Annotated in this window: 14 protein-coding genes; 5 read left to right on the top strand and 9 right to left on the bottom strand. The window is 70.4% G+C overall.

From position 1 onward, the window contains the following. Positions 1 to 9 precede the first annotated feature (9 nt). Positions 10 to 420 (bottom strand): secondary thiamine-phosphate synthase enzyme YjbQ, encoded by a 411-nt coding sequence (locus JAV51_RS10320; protein WP_197320454.1) that lies wholly within the window; start codon positions 418 to 420, stop codon positions 10 to 12. A gap of 122 nt (positions 421 to 542) precedes the next feature. On the opposite strand from JAV51_RS10320, the gene JAV51_RS10315 reads away from it, so the two are divergent. Genes JAV51_RS10315 through JAV51_RS10305 form a run of 3 tightly spaced genes read left to right on the top strand, consistent with a single transcriptional unit; the run spans position 543 to position 3,346 of the window. After that, the gene (locus JAV51_RS10315) at positions 543 to 1,658 is read left to right on the top strand and encodes an NAD(P) transhydrogenase subunit alpha (RefSeq protein WP_197320453.1); all 1,116 of its coding nucleotides are present in this window, start codon (positions 543 to 545) and stop codon (positions 1,656 to 1,658) included. Continuing rightward, positions 1,659 to 1,970 (top strand): NAD(P) transhydrogenase subunit alpha, encoded by a 312-nt coding sequence (locus JAV51_RS10310; protein ID WP_197320452.1) that lies wholly within the window; start codon positions 1,659 to 1,661, stop codon positions 1,968 to 1,970. Beyond that, positions 1,967 to 3,346, top strand: a complete 1,380-nt coding sequence (locus tag JAV51_RS10305) for an NAD(P)(+) transhydrogenase (Re/Si-specific) subunit beta (protein WP_197320451.1) — start codon at positions 1,967 to 1,969, stop codon at positions 3,344 to 3,346. The genes JAV51_RS10310 and JAV51_RS10305 overlap by 4 nt, the downstream gene beginning before the upstream one ends. 1 nt (position 3,347) lies before the next feature. Here the strand turns inward: JAV51_RS10305 and JAV51_RS10300 are convergent, their stop codons facing one another. After that, positions 3,348 to 3,776, bottom strand: a complete 429-nt coding sequence (locus JAV51_RS10300; protein WP_197320450.1) for a histone-like nucleoid-structuring protein Lsr2 — start codon at positions 3,774 to 3,776, stop codon at positions 3,348 to 3,350. A gap of 109 nt (positions 3,777 to 3,885) precedes the next feature. Here JAV51_RS10300 and JAV51_RS10295 point away from each other — a divergent pair, with 109 nt between their 5' ends. Continuing rightward, positions 3,886 to 5,298, top strand: coding sequence for an NAD(P)/FAD-dependent oxidoreductase (locus JAV51_RS10295; RefSeq protein WP_197320449.1), 1,413 nt, complete (start codon positions 3,886 to 3,888; stop codon positions 5,296 to 5,298). Positions 5,299 to 5,304: 6 nt separating this feature from the next. Here the strand turns inward: JAV51_RS10295 and JAV51_RS10290 are convergent, their stop codons facing one another. Then, positions 5,305 to 6,600, bottom strand: coding sequence for a hypothetical protein (locus JAV51_RS10290; protein WP_197320448.1), 1,296 nt, complete (start codon positions 6,598 to 6,600; stop codon positions 5,305 to 5,307). Positions 6,601 to 6,967: 367 nt separating this feature from the next. On the opposite strand from JAV51_RS10290, the gene JAV51_RS10285 reads away from it, so the two are divergent. Beyond that, entirely contained in the window at positions 6,968 to 7,459 is a 492-nt protein-coding gene (locus JAV51_RS10285) for a DUF3145 domain-containing protein (protein WP_197320447.1), read from the top strand. Positions 7,460 to 7,531: 72 nt separating this feature from the next. Here the strand turns inward: JAV51_RS10285 and JAV51_RS10280 are convergent, their stop codons facing one another. The 6 genes from JAV51_RS10280 to aceE all read right to left on the bottom strand — a co-directional run bounded on the left by JAV51_RS10280 (position 7,532) and on the right by aceE (position 15,443). Next, positions 7,532 to 8,779, bottom strand: a complete 1,248-nt coding sequence (locus tag JAV51_RS10280; protein ID WP_197320446.1) for a beta-ketoacyl synthase — start codon at positions 8,777 to 8,779, stop codon at positions 7,532 to 7,534. A gap of 32 nt (positions 8,780 to 8,811) precedes the next feature. Continuing rightward, positions 8,812 to 9,057, bottom strand: coding sequence for an acyl carrier protein (locus tag JAV51_RS10275; protein WP_005462424.1), 246 nt, complete (start codon positions 9,055 to 9,057; stop codon positions 8,812 to 8,814). 73 nt (positions 9,058 to 9,130) lie between these two features. Beyond that, positions 9,131 to 10,111, bottom strand: coding sequence for a beta-ketoacyl-ACP synthase III (locus tag JAV51_RS10270; protein ID WP_197320445.1), 981 nt, complete (start codon positions 10,109 to 10,111; stop codon positions 9,131 to 9,133). Continuing rightward, a complete protein-coding gene (locus tag JAV51_RS10265) occupies positions 10,108 to 11,025 on the bottom strand; it encodes an ACP S-malonyltransferase (RefSeq protein ID WP_307845841.1) in 918 nt (305 codons plus the stop codon). The genes JAV51_RS10270 and JAV51_RS10265 overlap by 4 nt, the downstream gene beginning before the upstream one ends. 125 nt (positions 11,026 to 11,150) lie before the next feature. Beyond that, the gene (locus JAV51_RS10260; protein ID WP_197320443.1) at positions 11,151 to 12,380 is read right to left on the bottom strand and encodes a CdaR family transcriptional regulator; all 1,230 of its coding nucleotides are present in this window, start codon (positions 12,378 to 12,380) and stop codon (positions 11,151 to 11,153) included. A 249-nt stretch (positions 12,381 to 12,629) separates the two neighbouring features. Continuing rightward, positions 12,630 to 15,443 carry a pyruvate dehydrogenase (acetyl-transferring), homodimeric type gene (aceE, locus tag JAV51_RS10255; RefSeq protein WP_197320442.1) on the bottom strand — a complete coding sequence of 938 codons (2,814 nt, stop codon included), beginning with the start codon at positions 15,441 to 15,443 and terminating at the stop codon, positions 12,630 to 12,632. Positions 15,444 to 15,708: the final 265 nt, after the last annotated feature.

The following is a 15,708-nucleotide window of genomic DNA, read 5'->3' as shown; positions in this document are numbered from 1 at the left end:
TCGCGGAGGTCAGCCCGCCAGGTACGACAGCCGCACGCGACGAACGGGGTTGTCGACGTTGGTGTCGACGAGGCAGATCGACTGCCAGGTTCCCAGCGTCGGCGCGCCGTTCAGCACGGGCACCGTGGCGTACGGAGGGAGGAACGCGGGCAGGACGTGGTCGCGGCCGTGACCGGGACTGCCGTGCCGGTGACGCCACCGGCCGTCCCTCGGGAGCAGATCGTCGAGCGCGGCGAGCAGGTCGTCGTCACTGCCCGCTCCGGTCTCGATCACGGCGAGGCCCGCGGTCGCGTGCGGCACCCAGACGTGTAGCAGGCCGTCCGTCGCCCCGGCCTCGGCGAGGAAACGGCGGGCGTCGTCGGTGAGGTCGTGCACCACTGCCGTCGAGCCGGTCCTGACGTCGATCTCGGTCGAGTACATGCTTCAAGACGGTAGTCCGTCCCGGTGGTTGTCCACCGGCTGCGCTATGGCGTGGGTCACGCGAGGTCATACCGTAACGGGAGAGCGGGTCCGCCGCCGTCCCCGCTGCGAGGAGGTCGCCAGTGGCCGACACACCGACGCCGGTCCGGGTCGGGATACCCGCCGAGACCGCTCCGGGAGAACGCCGGGTGGCGCTGGTGCCCACCCACGTCGAGCAGCTCGTGCGCCGAGGACTGCGGGTGGTCTGCGAGCCCGGGGCGGGCGCGGGGGCGTGGTACGGCGACGACGACTACCGTGCGGCGGGCGCAGAGCTGGGCGACCCCTGGTCCGCCGACGTCGTGCTCACGGTCACCCCGCCGAGCGCGTCGGTGGTGCGGAAGCTGGCCCCGGGCACGGTGCTGATCGGGTTTCTCGCGCCCGCGACCCGCCAGGACGAGATCGCGGCGCTGCGGGAAGCCGGTGTCCACGCGTTCGCGATGGAGGCCGTGCCGCGTATCTCGCGGGCCCAGAGCATGGACGCGCTGTCGTCACAGGCCGGCGTCGCAGGGTATCGGGCGGCGTTGCTCGCGGCCGAGAAACTGCCCCGGTTCCTGCCGATGATGACCACGGCGGCGGGCACCGTGCCCCCGGCTTCGGTGCTCGTGCTCGGCGCGGGCGTCGCGGGCCTGCAGGCGCTGGCCACCGCCAAGCGGCTCGGAGCCAGGACCACGGGCTACGACGTCCGTCCCGAGGTGGCCGACCAGGTGCGGTCGGTGGGGGCCACCTGGCTCGACCTCGGGGTGACGGCGGAGGGCGAGGGCGGTTACGCGCGCGAGCTGACCGACGACGAGCGGATCACGCAGCAACGACGGCTCGCCGAGGCGATCTCGCGCTTCGACGTCGTGATCACCACCGCGCAGGTGCCGGGCGGTCGGGCGCCGACCCTGGTGACCGCCGAGGCCGTGCGGAGCATGCGGCCGGGCAGCGTGGTGGTGGACCTGGCGGGCGAGTCCGGAGGCAACTGCGAACTCACCGTGCCGGGCCGGGAGACGGTGGTGCACGACGTGACGATCTGCGCGCCGCTCAATCTGCCGTCGGAATGCGCGGTGCACGCCAGCGACCTCTACTCCCGCAACCTCGTCGAGCTGCTCGGCCTGCTGCTCGACGACGAGGGTCGGCTCGCCCTCGACAGCGACGACGAGATCCTCACGCGCGCTCGGGTCACCGCGCCGGCCACCGCGAGAGACGAGGAGGACTGAATGTTGGTCCAGAACCTGGCCGTGCTCGTGCTCGCGGGCTTCCTCGGCTTCGTGGTGATCTCGCGGGTGCCCACCACGTTGCACACGCCGTTGATGTCCGGCACCAACGCCATCCACGGCATCGTGCTGCTTGGTGCGCTCATGGTGTTGGGCCTGGGCACCGAGGGGGTGCTCAACAAGTTCCTGATCGTGATCGCGATCGCGTTCGGCACCATCAACGTCGTCGGCGGGTTCCTCGTCACCGATCGGATGCTCGGAATGTTCAAGCGCAGACCGAGTGACTCCGACTCGCCTCGGGGAGGCCGCTCATGACCGTCTCCGCTGTCGGCTACATCATCGCGTTCTCGCTGTTCATCGTCGGTCTCATGGGGCTCACGAGCCCGAGGACGGCGGTGCGTGGCAACTGGACGGCGGCAGCGGGAATGGTGGTCGCCATCGTCTCGACACTGCTGCTGCCCGGCATGGGCGACTGGTGGCTGATCGTGCTGGGGCTCTTGCTGGGGACGGCTGTGGGGGTCCCGGCGGCCCGACGCGTGAAGATGACGGCGATGCCGCAGATGGTGGCGTTGTTCAACGGCGTCGGCGGTGGTGCGGTGGCGCTCATCGCGTGGGTGGAGTTCCGCGACACCTTCGGCTATCTCGGACTGCCGCTGTACGTCGTCGTGGCCTCGCTGTTCGCCGCGCTCATCGGCTCCGTGTCGTTCTGGGGCTCGCTGATCGCGTTCGGCAAGCTCCAGGAGTGGTTGCCCACCCGCCCGATCACGGTCGGGACACTGCATCGCCCCGCCACCGCCGTGGCACTCGCGGCCGCGGGCGCGTACGCGATCGTCGTGATGGTGGGTTTCACGTCGGAGTGGCTGGTCATCGGTCTGCTGGTGGCCTCGGCGTTCTTCGGCGTGCTCATGGTGCTGCCCATCGGTGGTGCCGACATGCCCGTCGTGATCTCCCTGCTCAACGCCGCCACCGGGCTGTCCGCGGCGGCGATGGGGCTGGCGCTCGACAACACCGCGCTGATCGTCGCGGGCATGCTCGTGGGCGCGTCCGGTTCGATCCTGACCAACCTCATGGCCAAGGCGATGAACCGGTCACTGCTGTCGATCCTCGCGGGCGGTTTCGGCGCGGTCGGGGGAGCCGCCGCGGGCCCGAGGGACGACAGGCCCGTCAGGTCCACGACCGCCTCGGATGCCGCCATCCAGCTCGCCTACGCCAACCGGGTCGTCGTGGTCCCCGGGTACGGACTCGCCGTGGCCCAGGCCCAGCACGCCGTGCGGGAGATGGCGGACCTGTTGCAGGGCAAGGGCGTCGAGGTGAGCTACGCGGTGCATCCCGTCGCGGGTCGGATGCCCGGCCACATGAACGTGCTGCTCGCCGAGGCCGACGTGCCGTACGAGTCGCTCAAGGACCTCGACGAGAGCAACGCGCTGCTGCCGCAGGCCGACGTGGCTCTCGTGATCGGCGCCAACGACGTCGTCAACCCCGCCGCCCGCACCGATCCCGCCTCACCGATCTACGGCATGCCCGTGCTCGACGTGGTGTCGAGTCGGTCGGTGATCGTGGTGAAGCGGTCGCTGGGCACCGGGTTCGCCGGGGTCGACAACGAGCTGTTCACGGACCCGAAGACCACGATGCTCTTCGGCGACGCGAAGTCGTCGGTGTCCGAGGTGGTCGACGAGCTGAAGAACCTCTGAGTCATGCCTCCGGCGCGGAGAACCGTACCTCGGGCACGCTCGCCGAGCGCGTCTTCGTCGGGGCGGTCGTCGAGGCACGCTTCGTCCGGCGTCGCGTCGGGCGGGGAGCCTTGCGTGCCGTCGGTTGCGTCGTCGGGGCGGCGACCGGCTCGGCGCTGCCGCGACGCGGACGCTTGGTCGCACGTGAGGAGCGCGGCGCGGGCTCGGCGAGCACGCGCACCGGATTGGTCACCAGCCGAGGCCGGAGCCTGCGGCCTCCCGTGCGTCGTCCGTGCCGGATGTAGCGGTCGAGGAGATCACGAAGCTGGTCCGCGTGCTCGGCGGTGAGGTCGATCTCGTAGGCGACACCGTCGAAAGCGAACGACACGGTCTCGTGGGCGGGTTCGCCCGTGATGTCGTCCACCGTGTAGATCGCTGTGCTCCTGGCCAAGCAAACCTCCACCGCCAGCCGATTCGGACACTCGTGCGCGGCAAGGATAGCTGGCCCCCCAACTGCTCCGGTTGCGGAGTGAGCGCCGGTGCGGTGCGCTTCAGAAGATATGGCGAGGAGCACTGTGGACGAACTGCGTGAGGACCTCGACGTCGTGGTGATCGGCGCCGGTCCGGTGGGCGAGAACGTCGCTGCCAGAGCGGTGCGCGGTGGGCTGCGCACCGCTCTGGTGGAGCACGAGCGGCTCGGCGGGGAGTGTTCGTACTGGGCCTGCGTTCCGAGCAAAGCGCTGCTGCGGCCCGGCAACGCGTGGGCGGCGGCACGACGGGTTCCGGGCGTGCCGAGCGACGGCCGCATCGACCCGAATGCCGTGTTCGCGTGGCGGGACAAGCGAGTCTCCCAGTGGGACGACGGCGGACAGGTCGACTGGGCCGAGGGAGCCGGGATCACCGTCGTCCGGGGCCGGGCGCGGCTGTCCGGGGACCGTGAGGTCACCGTGGACGACCGGCTGGTGTTGCGCGCGGCCCACGCGGTGGTGGTGTGCACCGGCAGTGTCCCGGTCGTCCCCGACGTGGAGGGTCTTGCCGACGTGCCGGTGTGGACCTCCCGGGACGCGACGTCCGCGTCGAGCGTTCCCGAGTCGCTGGCCGTGCTGGGCGGCGGAGTCGTCGGGGTGGAGATGGCGCAGGCGTGGGCGCGCCTCGGCGCGAGCGTGGACGTCGTCGCCCGGGGGGACCGCGTCCTGCCGAGGATGCCCGCGTTCGCGGGGGAGGCGGTGGCGGAGGCCCTGCGCGCGGACGGGGTGCGGGTGCGGCTCGGTGCCGAGGTGCGGCGGGTCCGTCGTGAGGGCGAGCGGGTGCGGCTCGACCTCGCCGACGGCGACTCGATCACCGCCGAGCGGTTGCTGGTGGCCACGGGACGCCGACCCGCGACCGACGACCTGGGGCTCGACACCGTCGGGCTCACGCCGGGGCGTCCGCTCGCCGTCGACGACACCGGCCTGGTGTCCGGAGTCGCCGGAGAATGGCTCTACGCCGCGGGAGACGTCACGGGCCGGGCTCTCCTGACGCACCAGGGCAAGTACGCGGCGCGGATCGTCGGAGACGTCCTGGCCGCGCGGAGTCGAGGCGAGCAGGTGCGGGCAGAGCCCTGGAGCCGGTACGCGGCGACCGCCGACCACCACGCGGTCACCCAGGTCGTGTTCACCGATCCCGAGGTCGCGTCGGTCGGGGCGGTCGAGGCCACCGAACCCTCCCAGCGGGTCCTGGACCTCGACATCGACGTGGCGGGAGCGGCACTGCACGCCGACGGCTACGCGGGGCGGGCGCGCCTGGTCGTGGACACCGAACGCGAGGTGGTGCTCGGCGCGACGTTCGTCGGTCAGGACGTCGCCGAACTCCTGCACGCGGCCACCGTCGCCGTCGTCGGCGAGGTACCGCTGCGTCGCCTCTGGCATGCCGTCCCCGCATTTCCCACCGTCAGCGAGGTGTGGCTGCGGTGGTTGGAGGAGTACGGGCTCTGACGCGACTCAGCGCAGCGGCAAATCGAGCGCGGTCTGGGCCACCCGGGAGGTCAGCTTTTCCTCTTTTCCGGCCGGGTCGTCCACCTGGGCGAGGACCGTCCTCACCGTGGCACCGTCGCGCCGGGTGGTGTAGGCGGCGCCCTCGAACGTCGGTGCGGTGTGTGCCCAACGGCCCGCTTCGGTCGCGACGTCGGTGAGGATGCCCGTCCCGGGTGTGGTGGCGAGTTCCTCGAACCGACCCGCCACAGTGTCGTCCGCGAACGTCACCGCGCCGACCGACACCGACACGCTCCGGCCGTCCACCGTCGTCGTGAAGCTCCCGCGCAGCAGCTCGACACACCCGTGTTCGAGCAGGAAGGACTGGACGTCGCCCACCGCGTGGTGGGGTCCGCACCGAGACGCGGCGTCCCGGGCGACCGGGGTGAACGCCACGCCCGCGACGGTCACCGGTGCCTCCTGTCCGGACCCGGGGCCTGCCGCGGCGGGTGGTGGAGCCTCGCGGGAGCTGACGGTGAGGACGGTGACGGCGATCAGCGTCACGACGAACAACGCGGCGGCGGCGAGCGCGACGCGGCGGCGAGGGGAGCTGCGGAACGTGTCCTGCGACGACATCGGTGGCGTGTCCGGCGGCCCGGCCGGTGACACGCGGGACGGCGGGACGGCGGGTGCCGGGTCGGCCGGCGGGGTGGCCGTGCTGAAGCCCTCGGCGATCAGGACGGCGTCCTCGAACTCCGGTGCGTCGGGAGCGAGGTCGGCGAGCACCGCCCGGAGCTGCTGGGTCGTGAGGCGGCGCGGGGTGACGGGAAGGGCGTCGAGGGCGTCCAGGATCGACGCCGCCGTCGGATAGACCACGCGAACCGGGCCCGCGGCGTCCTCGGGAGGTTGTTCGACGGTCTTGACGTAAGGGCCGACCGCGATCACGACTCCGACCGCGATGGTCGGGTCCACGGCGTGGACGCGGTCGGCGAGTCGTCCGGCGAGGGCGAGTGCGGGAAGCCCCGGGTTGACCTCGGTGGCGTCCTCGCGGTCGGGTCGCACCAGTGGCCACCCGTCGGCTTTCCACTCCGCGTGCAGCGGTGCGGACAGGACCATGGCGGGGTCGGGCAGGTCGACGCCGACCACGACGAACACTCCTCGGGGGAGCACGAGCACCGCGTCGAGGCGTAGATCCGAGTCCGGGGGAGTCACACCGAGCACCGCGACCCCGCCCACGACGGATTGGCCCCGACCCAACGACGTGAGTGCCGCGCGGACGTCGTCGGCGACGCGGGTGGGTCTCGTCGGGAACCGGACGACTCGCACGTGACCCCTCCCTGACGCCTCGCTCGCTACGTTTTTATAGCCGACCCCTCACGCTGCCGCTGGGCGGTGTGCGCGGAAGGTGACAATCGCCGTCCTCGTCATCACCGATATGGCGGCTACCCCCGCGTTTCCACGACGGCTATTGCTTGGTGTGGACACCTGTCGTCTCTGCTGTCGGTAGAGCCGAAAAGTCCTGGAACGAGCAGTGGCTCAGCGCTTCGGCGCAGTGGTGTGATTTCCAGGGCTTGTGTGGCCAAATGGGTGAGTCGCGTGCAGAATAACGAGGGAGTCGCCGCGGGTTGATTAATCCGCTTCACCGACGAGGTCGTAGGGGAAGACGCCCCTCGTCGAGTAGCGGAGGTAAGCAGTGAGCACTCGTGGCGTGGTGTACGTCCACTCGTCGCCGTCTGCGGTTTGCCCGCACGTCGAGTGGGCGATTTCCGGTGCGTTGGGAAGCCGGGTGGATTTGCGGTGGACGGCACAGCCCGCCGCACCCGGGCAACTGCGTGCGGAATGTGAATGGCGCGCGCCCGCCGGTACGGGTGGCAAGCTCGCCACCGCCCTCAAGGCGTGGCCCATGGTGCGTTTCGAGATCACGGAGGAACCGAGTCCCGGTGTGGACGGGCAGCGGTTCTGTTACGCCCCCGGACTGGGACTGTGGCACGCCCGCACGAGCGCCAACGGCGACATCGTGGTGGGCGAGGACCGGCTGCGGACGCTCGTGTCTAAGAACCGGGCCGGTGAGCAGCTCGCCCACGAACTGGACCAGATGCTCGGCGCGAGTTGGGACGAGGCACTCGAACCATTCCGGCACGCGGGCGACGGCGCACCGGTGACCTGGCTCCACCAGGTCGGCTGAGCGGGTCGACGACAGAGACGACGAAGGCCACCTCGAACGGATCGAGGTGGCCTTCGTCGTTCGCGCTGAGTGCTACGCCTTCGTGAACAGCAAGGCGGTGTTGTGACCGCCGAAGCCGAAGGAGTTGCTGATGGCGGCGGCGAGGTCGATCTTGCGTGGTTCACCGGACACCACGTCGAGCTCGACCTTCGGGTCCTGGTTCTCCAGGTTCAACGTCGCCGGAACGATGCCGTGGTAGATCGACAGGATCGTCGTGATGCCCTCCACGGCTCCCGCGCCGCCGACCAGGTGGCCGAGCGCGCCCTTCGGGGCGGTCACCACGGCGTGTTCGCCGATGGCCTTGCGGATCGCCGCGGCCTCACCGACGTCGCCCACGACGGTGGACGTCGCGTGCGCGTTGACGTGGCCCACGTCCGTGGCCGTCAGCCCCGCCATGCGGATGGCCTGCTGCATCGCGGCGATCTGGCCGATGCCGTCCGGGTGGTTCCCGGTGATGTGGTAGGCGTCCGCGGTGATGCCGTAACCCCCCACGCGCGCGTAGACGCGGGCGCCTCGCGCGGCGGCCCGGTCGGCGCGTTCCAGCACCACCACACCCGCGCCCTCACCGAGGACGAAGCCGTCCCGGTCGACGTCGAACGGCCGCGACGCCCGCTCGGGTTCGTCGTTGCGGGTGGACACGGTCCGGGCCTGAGCGAACCCCGCGATGGTGATCGGGGCGATGCACGCCTCCGCACCACCGGCGATCACGACGTCGGCCCGGCCCGACTGGATCATCTGGACCCCGTTGGCGATGCCCTCGGCGCCCGACGCGCACGCCGAGGCCGGGGAGTGCACCCCCGCCCGGGCCTTCAGGTCGATGCCCACGTGTGCCGCCGGACCGTTGGGCATCAGCATCGGCACCGTCAACGGCGACACCTTGCGGATACCGTGCTGCTCCAGCAGGTCGTCCTGGTTGAGCAGCGTGACCGGGCCACCGATCCCCGTGCCGATCGAGACACCGAGACGTTCCGGTTCGACGTCCTGCGACTCGTCGGTCGGGGGTTCGAAACCGGCGTCGGCCCACGCCTCGCGCGCCGCGAGCAGAGCGACCTGCTCGCAGCGGTCCAGCCTCCGGGCCTGCACACGCGGGATCTTCTCCGTCGGCTCCTCGGCGAGCACGGCGCCGATCTTCACCGGAAGGTCGCTCTTCTCGAGCCAGTCGGCGTCGAGCGCGCGAACGCCACTCCGGCCCGCCAGCAGTCCGTCCCAGGTGGAAGGGACGTCCGCGCCCAGCGGTGTGGTGGCACCGAGTCCGGTGATCACGACGTCGATATTGCTCATTGGTGTCTCCCCGAGGTGTGTTGCGAGAAGCTCTACTTCGCGTTGGCCGCGACGTAGTCCACGGCGTCGCCGACCGTCTTCAGGTTGGCCAGCTCGTCGTCCGGAATCTTCACACCGAACTTGTCCTCGGCCTGGACCGCGATCTCCACCATGGACAGCGAGTCGATGTCGAGGTCGTCGACGAAGGACTTCTCGGCGGTGACGTCGTCGGCGGACACACCGGCGACCTCCTCCACGATCTCACCGAGGCCGGCCAGGATCTCGTTCTTGTCTGCCACTGGGCTTCCTTTCTGGTGTGCTATTCGGGTCGCGACGGGTGTTGTGCCGTCGGCGTCTGTGGTCGGGCGAAGGTCAGGGGCAGATGAGCACCTGTCCGGCGTAGGACAGGCCCGCGCCGAACCCGACGGTCAGGACGATGTCGCCGGGCTTCACGGTGCCTGCGGCCCGCATGTGGTCGAGGGCCATCGGGATGGAGGCGGACGACGTGTTGCCCGAGTACCGGATGTCGTCGGCCACCACCATGTCGTCGCGGGCACCCTGGGCGCGCAGGCGCTTGGCGATGGCCTCGACGATGCGCAGGTTCGCCTGGTGGGGGATCAGGACGTCGATGTCGGACAGTTGCAGGCCCGCCAGGTCGACGGCCCGCTTGGCCACGGGCGCGATCTGCGTCGTGGCCCACCGGAACACCGGCTGGCCTTCCTGGTGCAGATAGCGGTTGTCCCGCATGTAGATGACGTCCACCATGTCGCCCGCGCTGCCCCAGGCGACGGGGCCGATGCCCGGCTCGTCGGACGGGCCCACCAGGGCCGCACCGGCGCCGTCGGCGAAGATGATCGCCGTCGAGCGGTCGGTCGGGTCCACGACGTCGGTGAGCTTCTCCGCGCCGATGACCAGCACCTTCTTCGCCGACCCGGCGCGGATGAGATCCGACGCCACGCCGAGGCCGTAGCAGAACCCGGCACACGCGGCGTTGAGGTCGAAGGCTCCCGCGGCCTTGATGCCGATGCGGTCGGCCACCTGGGCGGCGGCGTTCGGGATCGGCGCGGGCAACGTGCAGTTGGGCACGATCACCGTGTCCACCTCGGACGGTGCGACACCGGCGTCGGCGAGTGCCTTCGCGCCCGCGGTGACGGCCATGTCGACCAGTCGTTCGTCCTCGGCGGCGAATCGGCGTTCGATGATGCCGACGCGGTCGCGGATCCACTGGTCGCTGGTGTCCATGTACTGCGACAGCTCGTCGTTCGTGACGACGCGGTCGGGCTGTGTGCTGCCGACACCCAGCACGCGGCTGGCCTTCGCGCCCTGCGCGAGGGAGAGCGTCGGGCGGGTCATGCCAGCTCCTCCAACTGCGCGGGAGTCTTCACGGCCACCGGCGTGGTGACGGTGCCCTTGAGTTCACGCTTGACCAAGCCGGTCAACGTGCCCGCGGGCGGCAGCTCGACGGTCCGGTCGACGCCGAGCTCGGCCAGCTCGCGCATCGTGAGGTCCCACCGCACCGGGCGGGTCACCTGGGAGACGAGGCGATCGAGATACTCCGCCCCGCTCGACACGACCTTGCCGTCGGCGTTCGACAGCAGCGGACGCGTCGGGTCGGACGGCGCGAGCTTGCCGGCGTGCACGCGCAGGGCCTCCTCGGCCGAGGCCATGTACTTCGTGTGGAACGCCCCGGCCACCTTGAGGGCCCGCACCTTCGTGCCTGCCAGCGGTTCCGCCACGATTCGCTCGATCGCGTCGCGCGCGCCCGAGGCGACGATCTGTCCGGCCCCGTTGCGGTTGGCGGCTTCCAGTCCGTGCTCGTGCAGCCAGGCCACGACCTCGTCGGGGTCGCCGAGCATGACGGCGGCCATGCTCGTGGGTTCGGCGGCGCACGCGGCGGCCATCTCGGCGCCGCGGACGGCGGCGAGTGCGACGGCGTCGCCCGCCGGGAGAACCCCCGCGATGGCGGCGGCGGCCAGCTCGCCCACGGAGTGGCCCGCGACCGGCGCGTCGGCCGGGACGGAGGACGGAAGGTACTCGAACGCGAGCAACGACGTGGCGACGATCAGCGGCTGGGCGACCGCCGTGTCCTGGATCTCCTCGGCGGACCCTTCGGTGCCGAGTCTCACGAGGTCGAGGTCGCACTGCTGCGACCACTGTTCGAGGCGGTCGCGAGCTCCGTCGAGTTCGAGCCAGGGGGTGAGCATGCCGGGGGCCTGAGAACCCTGTCCGGGGCAGAGGAGAGCGGAGGTCACATGTGTAGGGAACACGGGACGTGGCCCTCGCGGGCATGCCTCCATGTCACCAAGTCCTTCGAATCGCGTTGTGGACTCCCTACAAACAGCGACGAGAGAACGTGTGACCACTGTGACGTTGTGTCGCTGGTCACGGGATGTCACCAGATCCCGCGCGAGCGGGCGAGCCGCCCGACGGTGAGAGCCGTCCGCAGCACGAGCGCGTCCCGAGGGTCGGCGGCATTGCGGCCGGTGAGCTCGGTGGCCTTCTTCAGGCGGTACCGCACGGTGTTCGGGTGGACGAAGAGCTGGCGAGCACACGTCTCCAGCACACCGCCGGTCTCCAGGTAGGTCTCGATGGTCTCCAGCAGTGCGGGCCCGGCCTCCTCCAGCGGGCGGGCGATCTCCTCGACCAGCACGCGTTCGGCCTCGGCGTCCCCCGCGAGCGCGCGCTCGGGGAGCAGGTCGATCGATCGGGCGGGGCGGGGAGCCGACGGCCAGCCGACCACGGCGCGCAATCCGGACAGCGCTTCGGCGGCGCTGCGGTGGGCCTCGGCGAGACTGCTGACCGTGGGACCCGCGACAACCGGTCCTTCGGCGAACGCGGTGGAGAGCACGGGGAGGACGTCCTCGGCCTTCTCGGAGCCGGTCGTCGGGCCCGCGACCACCACGACCAGTCGGGAACCCTGCACTCCGAGGAGGACGGGCCTGCCCACCCGCGCGGCCCGGCTGCGGACCTCGAAGACGACCGACGGCGGGTCGTCCGACGGCGGGTTGCCGACCAGGACCGTGGCGTCGGCCGCCGGGTCCCAGCCCAACGCGGCGGCCCGCGACAGCACCGACTCCTCGGCGTCACCACGCACCACACCGTCGACCACGAGCGCTTCGAGTCGGGCGTCCCACGCGCCTCGCGCCTCGGCCGCGGCGGCGTAGGAGTTGGCGGCGGCGAACGCGATCTCCCGCCCGTACCGGAGGATGCCCTCGGTCAACACGGCGCGCTCCGCCGCGTCCGCTGCGAAGCGGGGGAGTTGTTCCTCGAAGACGTCGAGCGCGAGGCGGACGAGTTCCACCGTCTGGCGCAGACTCACCCACCGGGACAACTCCCTCGGCGCCGACCGGAACGCCTCGGTGGTGAGCTTCAGCGCCTCCTGCGAGTCACGCATCCAGCGCACGAATCCGGCGGCGCCCGCCTGGGTGATCAGCATGACGCTGGCTCGCTGGTCGGCGGGAAGCCGACCGAACCACGGCAGCCGTTCCTCGATCGCGCTGACGCTGGCCTTGGCGAGCCGTCCGGAGGCCCGTTCGAGCGCTCGCAGCGTGGCCTCGGACAAGCCGTGCCGAGGGAGTGCGGATTCGTGGTCGGACAAGGCCGGAAACGGTTCAGTGGACATGCTGGTGCCGAATCCTACGCGGGACGTCTCGGACGCCGGGGGTCGCACGGTGCGGCCTCGCCCGTGACGGGGGGTCGAAACGAGATCGCCCGACGCGCCTGTCGGCTGCGTCGGGCGATCTCACTTCCCCGGTCCCCACCGGTGTCCCCACTATGAAGTGCGAGATCACGACCCGCCACCGGACTCACCCGATCGTGAGCGCCGGCGGCGAGCCGTGCCTCGGTCCACTGAGGACACCGTGCGAACTGCTCAGGCCACGCCGGAGTCGGACGTCTGCGGACCGGCCGCCGTGACGTCGTGGATCTGGTATCGGCGGGCGGCCTCGACGACCTTCTCCTGCGCGACCTCGCCCCGGCGGGCGAGCATCGCCAGCACCCCGACGACGACCGACTCGGCGTCGACGAGGAAGTGCCGGCGAGCCGCGGGACGGGTGTCGGAGAACCCGAACCCGTCGGTGCCGAGCGTGAGCATGTCGGTGGGCACCCACGGCCGGATGAGGTCCGGCACGGCGCGCATCCAGTCCGACACGGCCACGACCGGACCCTCGACGTTCGACAACACCTCGGTGACGTACGGCACGCGCGGCGTGTCGGCCGGGTGCAGGAAGTTGTCGCGGTCGACCTCCACGGCCTCCCGACGCAACTCCGACCAGGAGGTCGCCGACCACACGTCGGCCCGCACGCCCCACTCCTCGGCGAGCATGTCCTGAGCGCGCAACGCCTCCGGCATCAGCACGCCCGAGACCAGGATCTGCGCCTTGGGGCCGTCGCCCTCCGACGCCGACCGGTAGTGGTAGAGACCCTTGAGCAGGCCCTCCACGTCGAGGTTCTCCGGCTCGGCGGGCTGCTGGTACGGCTCGTTGTAGACGGTGAGGTAGTACATGACGTTCTCACCGTTGCCATCCGGCCCCGTCTCGCCGTACATGCGGCGCAGCCCGTCACGCACGATGTGGGCGATCTCGAACGACCACGCCGGGTCGTAGGCCACCACGGCCGGGTTCGTCGCGGCCAGTAGCTGCGAGTGCCCGTCGGCGTGCTGGAGGCCCTCGCCGGTCAGCGTCGTGCGGCCTGCGGTGGCGCCCAGGACGAACCCGCGCGTCATCTGGTCGGCCGCCGCGTACAGCCCGTCGCCGGTGCGCTGGAACCCGAACATCGAGTAGAAGATGTAGATCGGGATCATCGGCTCGCCGTGCGTGGCGTACGAGGTGCCCACGGCCGTGAACGACGCGGTGGAGCCCGCCTCGTTGATGCCCTCGTGCAGGAGCTGGCCCTGCTCGGATTCCTTGTAGGCGAGCATCAGCTGGGCGTCGACGGACGTGTAGTTCTGGCCCTGCGGGTTGTAGATCTTCGCTGTCGGGAACATCGAGTCGAGACCGAAGGTCCGCGCCTCGTCCGGGATGATCGGCACGATCCGGTGCCCGATCTCCGGGTCCTTCGCCAGCTCACGCACGAGCCGCACGAACGCCATCGTGGTGGCGACGTCCTGCTTGCCCGAGCCCTTGCGGATGGCTTCGTACACCTTGTCGCCGGGCAGCACGAGCGGCTTGGCGGTGGACCGGCGCTCCGGCAAGTAGCCGCCGAGGGCCTGCCGACGACCCTTCATGTACTGGATTTCCGGCGAGTCCTCGCCCGGGTGGTAGTACGGCGGCAGCTTCGGGTCGCGCTCCAGCTCCTCGTCGCTGATCGGGATGCGCTGCGCGTCCCGGAACAGCTTGAGGTCGTCGAGCGTCAGCTTCTTCATCTGGTGGGTGGCGTTGCGGCCCTCGAACGCCGGACCGAGGCCGTAGCCCTTGATGGTGTGCGCGAGGATCACGGTCGGCTGGCCGTGGTGCTCCATCGCGGCCTTGTACGCCGCGTACACCTTGCGGTAGTCGTGCCCTCCGCGCTTGAGGTTCCAGATCTGCTCGTCGGTGAGGTTCTCGACGAGGGCCTTCGTCCGCGGGTCGCGACCGAAGAAGTGTTCCCGCACGTACGCGCCGTCGTTGGCCTTGTACGTCTGGAAGTCGCCGTCCGGCGTCTGGTTCATCAGGTTCACGAGCGCGCCGTCGCGGTCGGCGTGCAGCAGGGCGTCCCACTCACGACCCCAGATCACCTTGATGACGTTCCAACCCGCGCCGCGGAAGTAGGCCTCCAGCTCCTGGATGATCTTGCCGTTGCCGCGGACCGGGCCGTCGAGGCGCTGCAGGTTGCAGTTGATGACGAACGTGAGGTTGTCCAGGCCTTCACCGGCGGCCACGTGGATGAGGCCCCGGGACTCCGGCTCGTCCATCTCACCGTCGCCGAGGAACGCCCAGACGTGCTGGTTGCTCGTGTCCTTGATGCCGCGCGAGTGCAGGTAGCGGTTGAACCGTGCCTGGTAGATCGCGTTCATCGGGCCGAGACCCATGGACACGGTGGGGTACTCCCAGAAGTCCGGCATCAGCCGAGGGTGAGGGTAGGACGGAAGCCCGCCGCCCTCACCGGCGTGGGAGTACTCCTGGCGGAAGCCGTCGAGCTGCTCGGCGGTCAGCCTGCCCTCCAGGAACGCCCTGGCGTAGATGCCGGGGGAGGCGTGCCCCTGGATGAAGATCTGGTCGCCGCCGCCGGAGTGGTCCTTGCCGCGGAAGAAGTGGTTGAAGCCCACCTCGTAGAGCGCCGCCGACGACGCGTAGGTGGAGATGTGACCACCGACGCCGACTCCCGGGCGCTGCGCGCGGTGCACCATGATGGCGGCGTTCCAGCGGATGAAGGCGCGGTAACGGCGTTCGAGTTCCTCGTCGCCGGGGAACCACGGCTCGTTCTCCGTCGGGATGGTGTTGACGTAGTCCGTGGTCGTCAGCGGAGGCACGCCCACGTTGCGCTCACGGGCACGCTCCAGCATCCTGAGCATCAGGTACCTCGCGCGCTGTTGACCGCCCCTCGCCATTGCGGCGTCGAAGGAGTCCAGCCACTCGGCCGTCTCCTCCGGGTCGATGTCGGGCAAGTGCGCCGCCAGTCCGTCGCGGATGACGCGGACACGCGCCGGTGCTCCCTGGCCGGAGGCGCCTGTGGCGCCGCGCCCGGCCTCGTCGTTCTGGGGGGCCAAGGGATCTCCTCGCCGAAATTCGGGTTGCTCGTTCTCTTGTTGTCATCGTGACTGTGGACACGGCGCGCGTCAGCTACTACTGTTCGGTAACATTGAGCTGTTCGTAACACCGTGTCGTGTTGCGGCGATCCTGCGCGGAAACACCGTATGGACCGCGCCTCCCACCCTAGTTGAGGCGCTCGGGATCGGAACTGTCTGGATTCAGAAGACCGTGCCCTCGTTCCTTGTCGTGTCGTGACATATCGTTGCGCCCCCGGCTCGACAC

The organism is Saccharomonospora sp. NB11 (assembly GCF_015910535.1).
GTDB lineage: Bacteria > Actinomycetota > Actinomycetes > Mycobacteriales > Pseudonocardiaceae > Saccharomonospora.
This window is presented reverse-complemented; position numbering and strand designations above follow the sequence as displayed.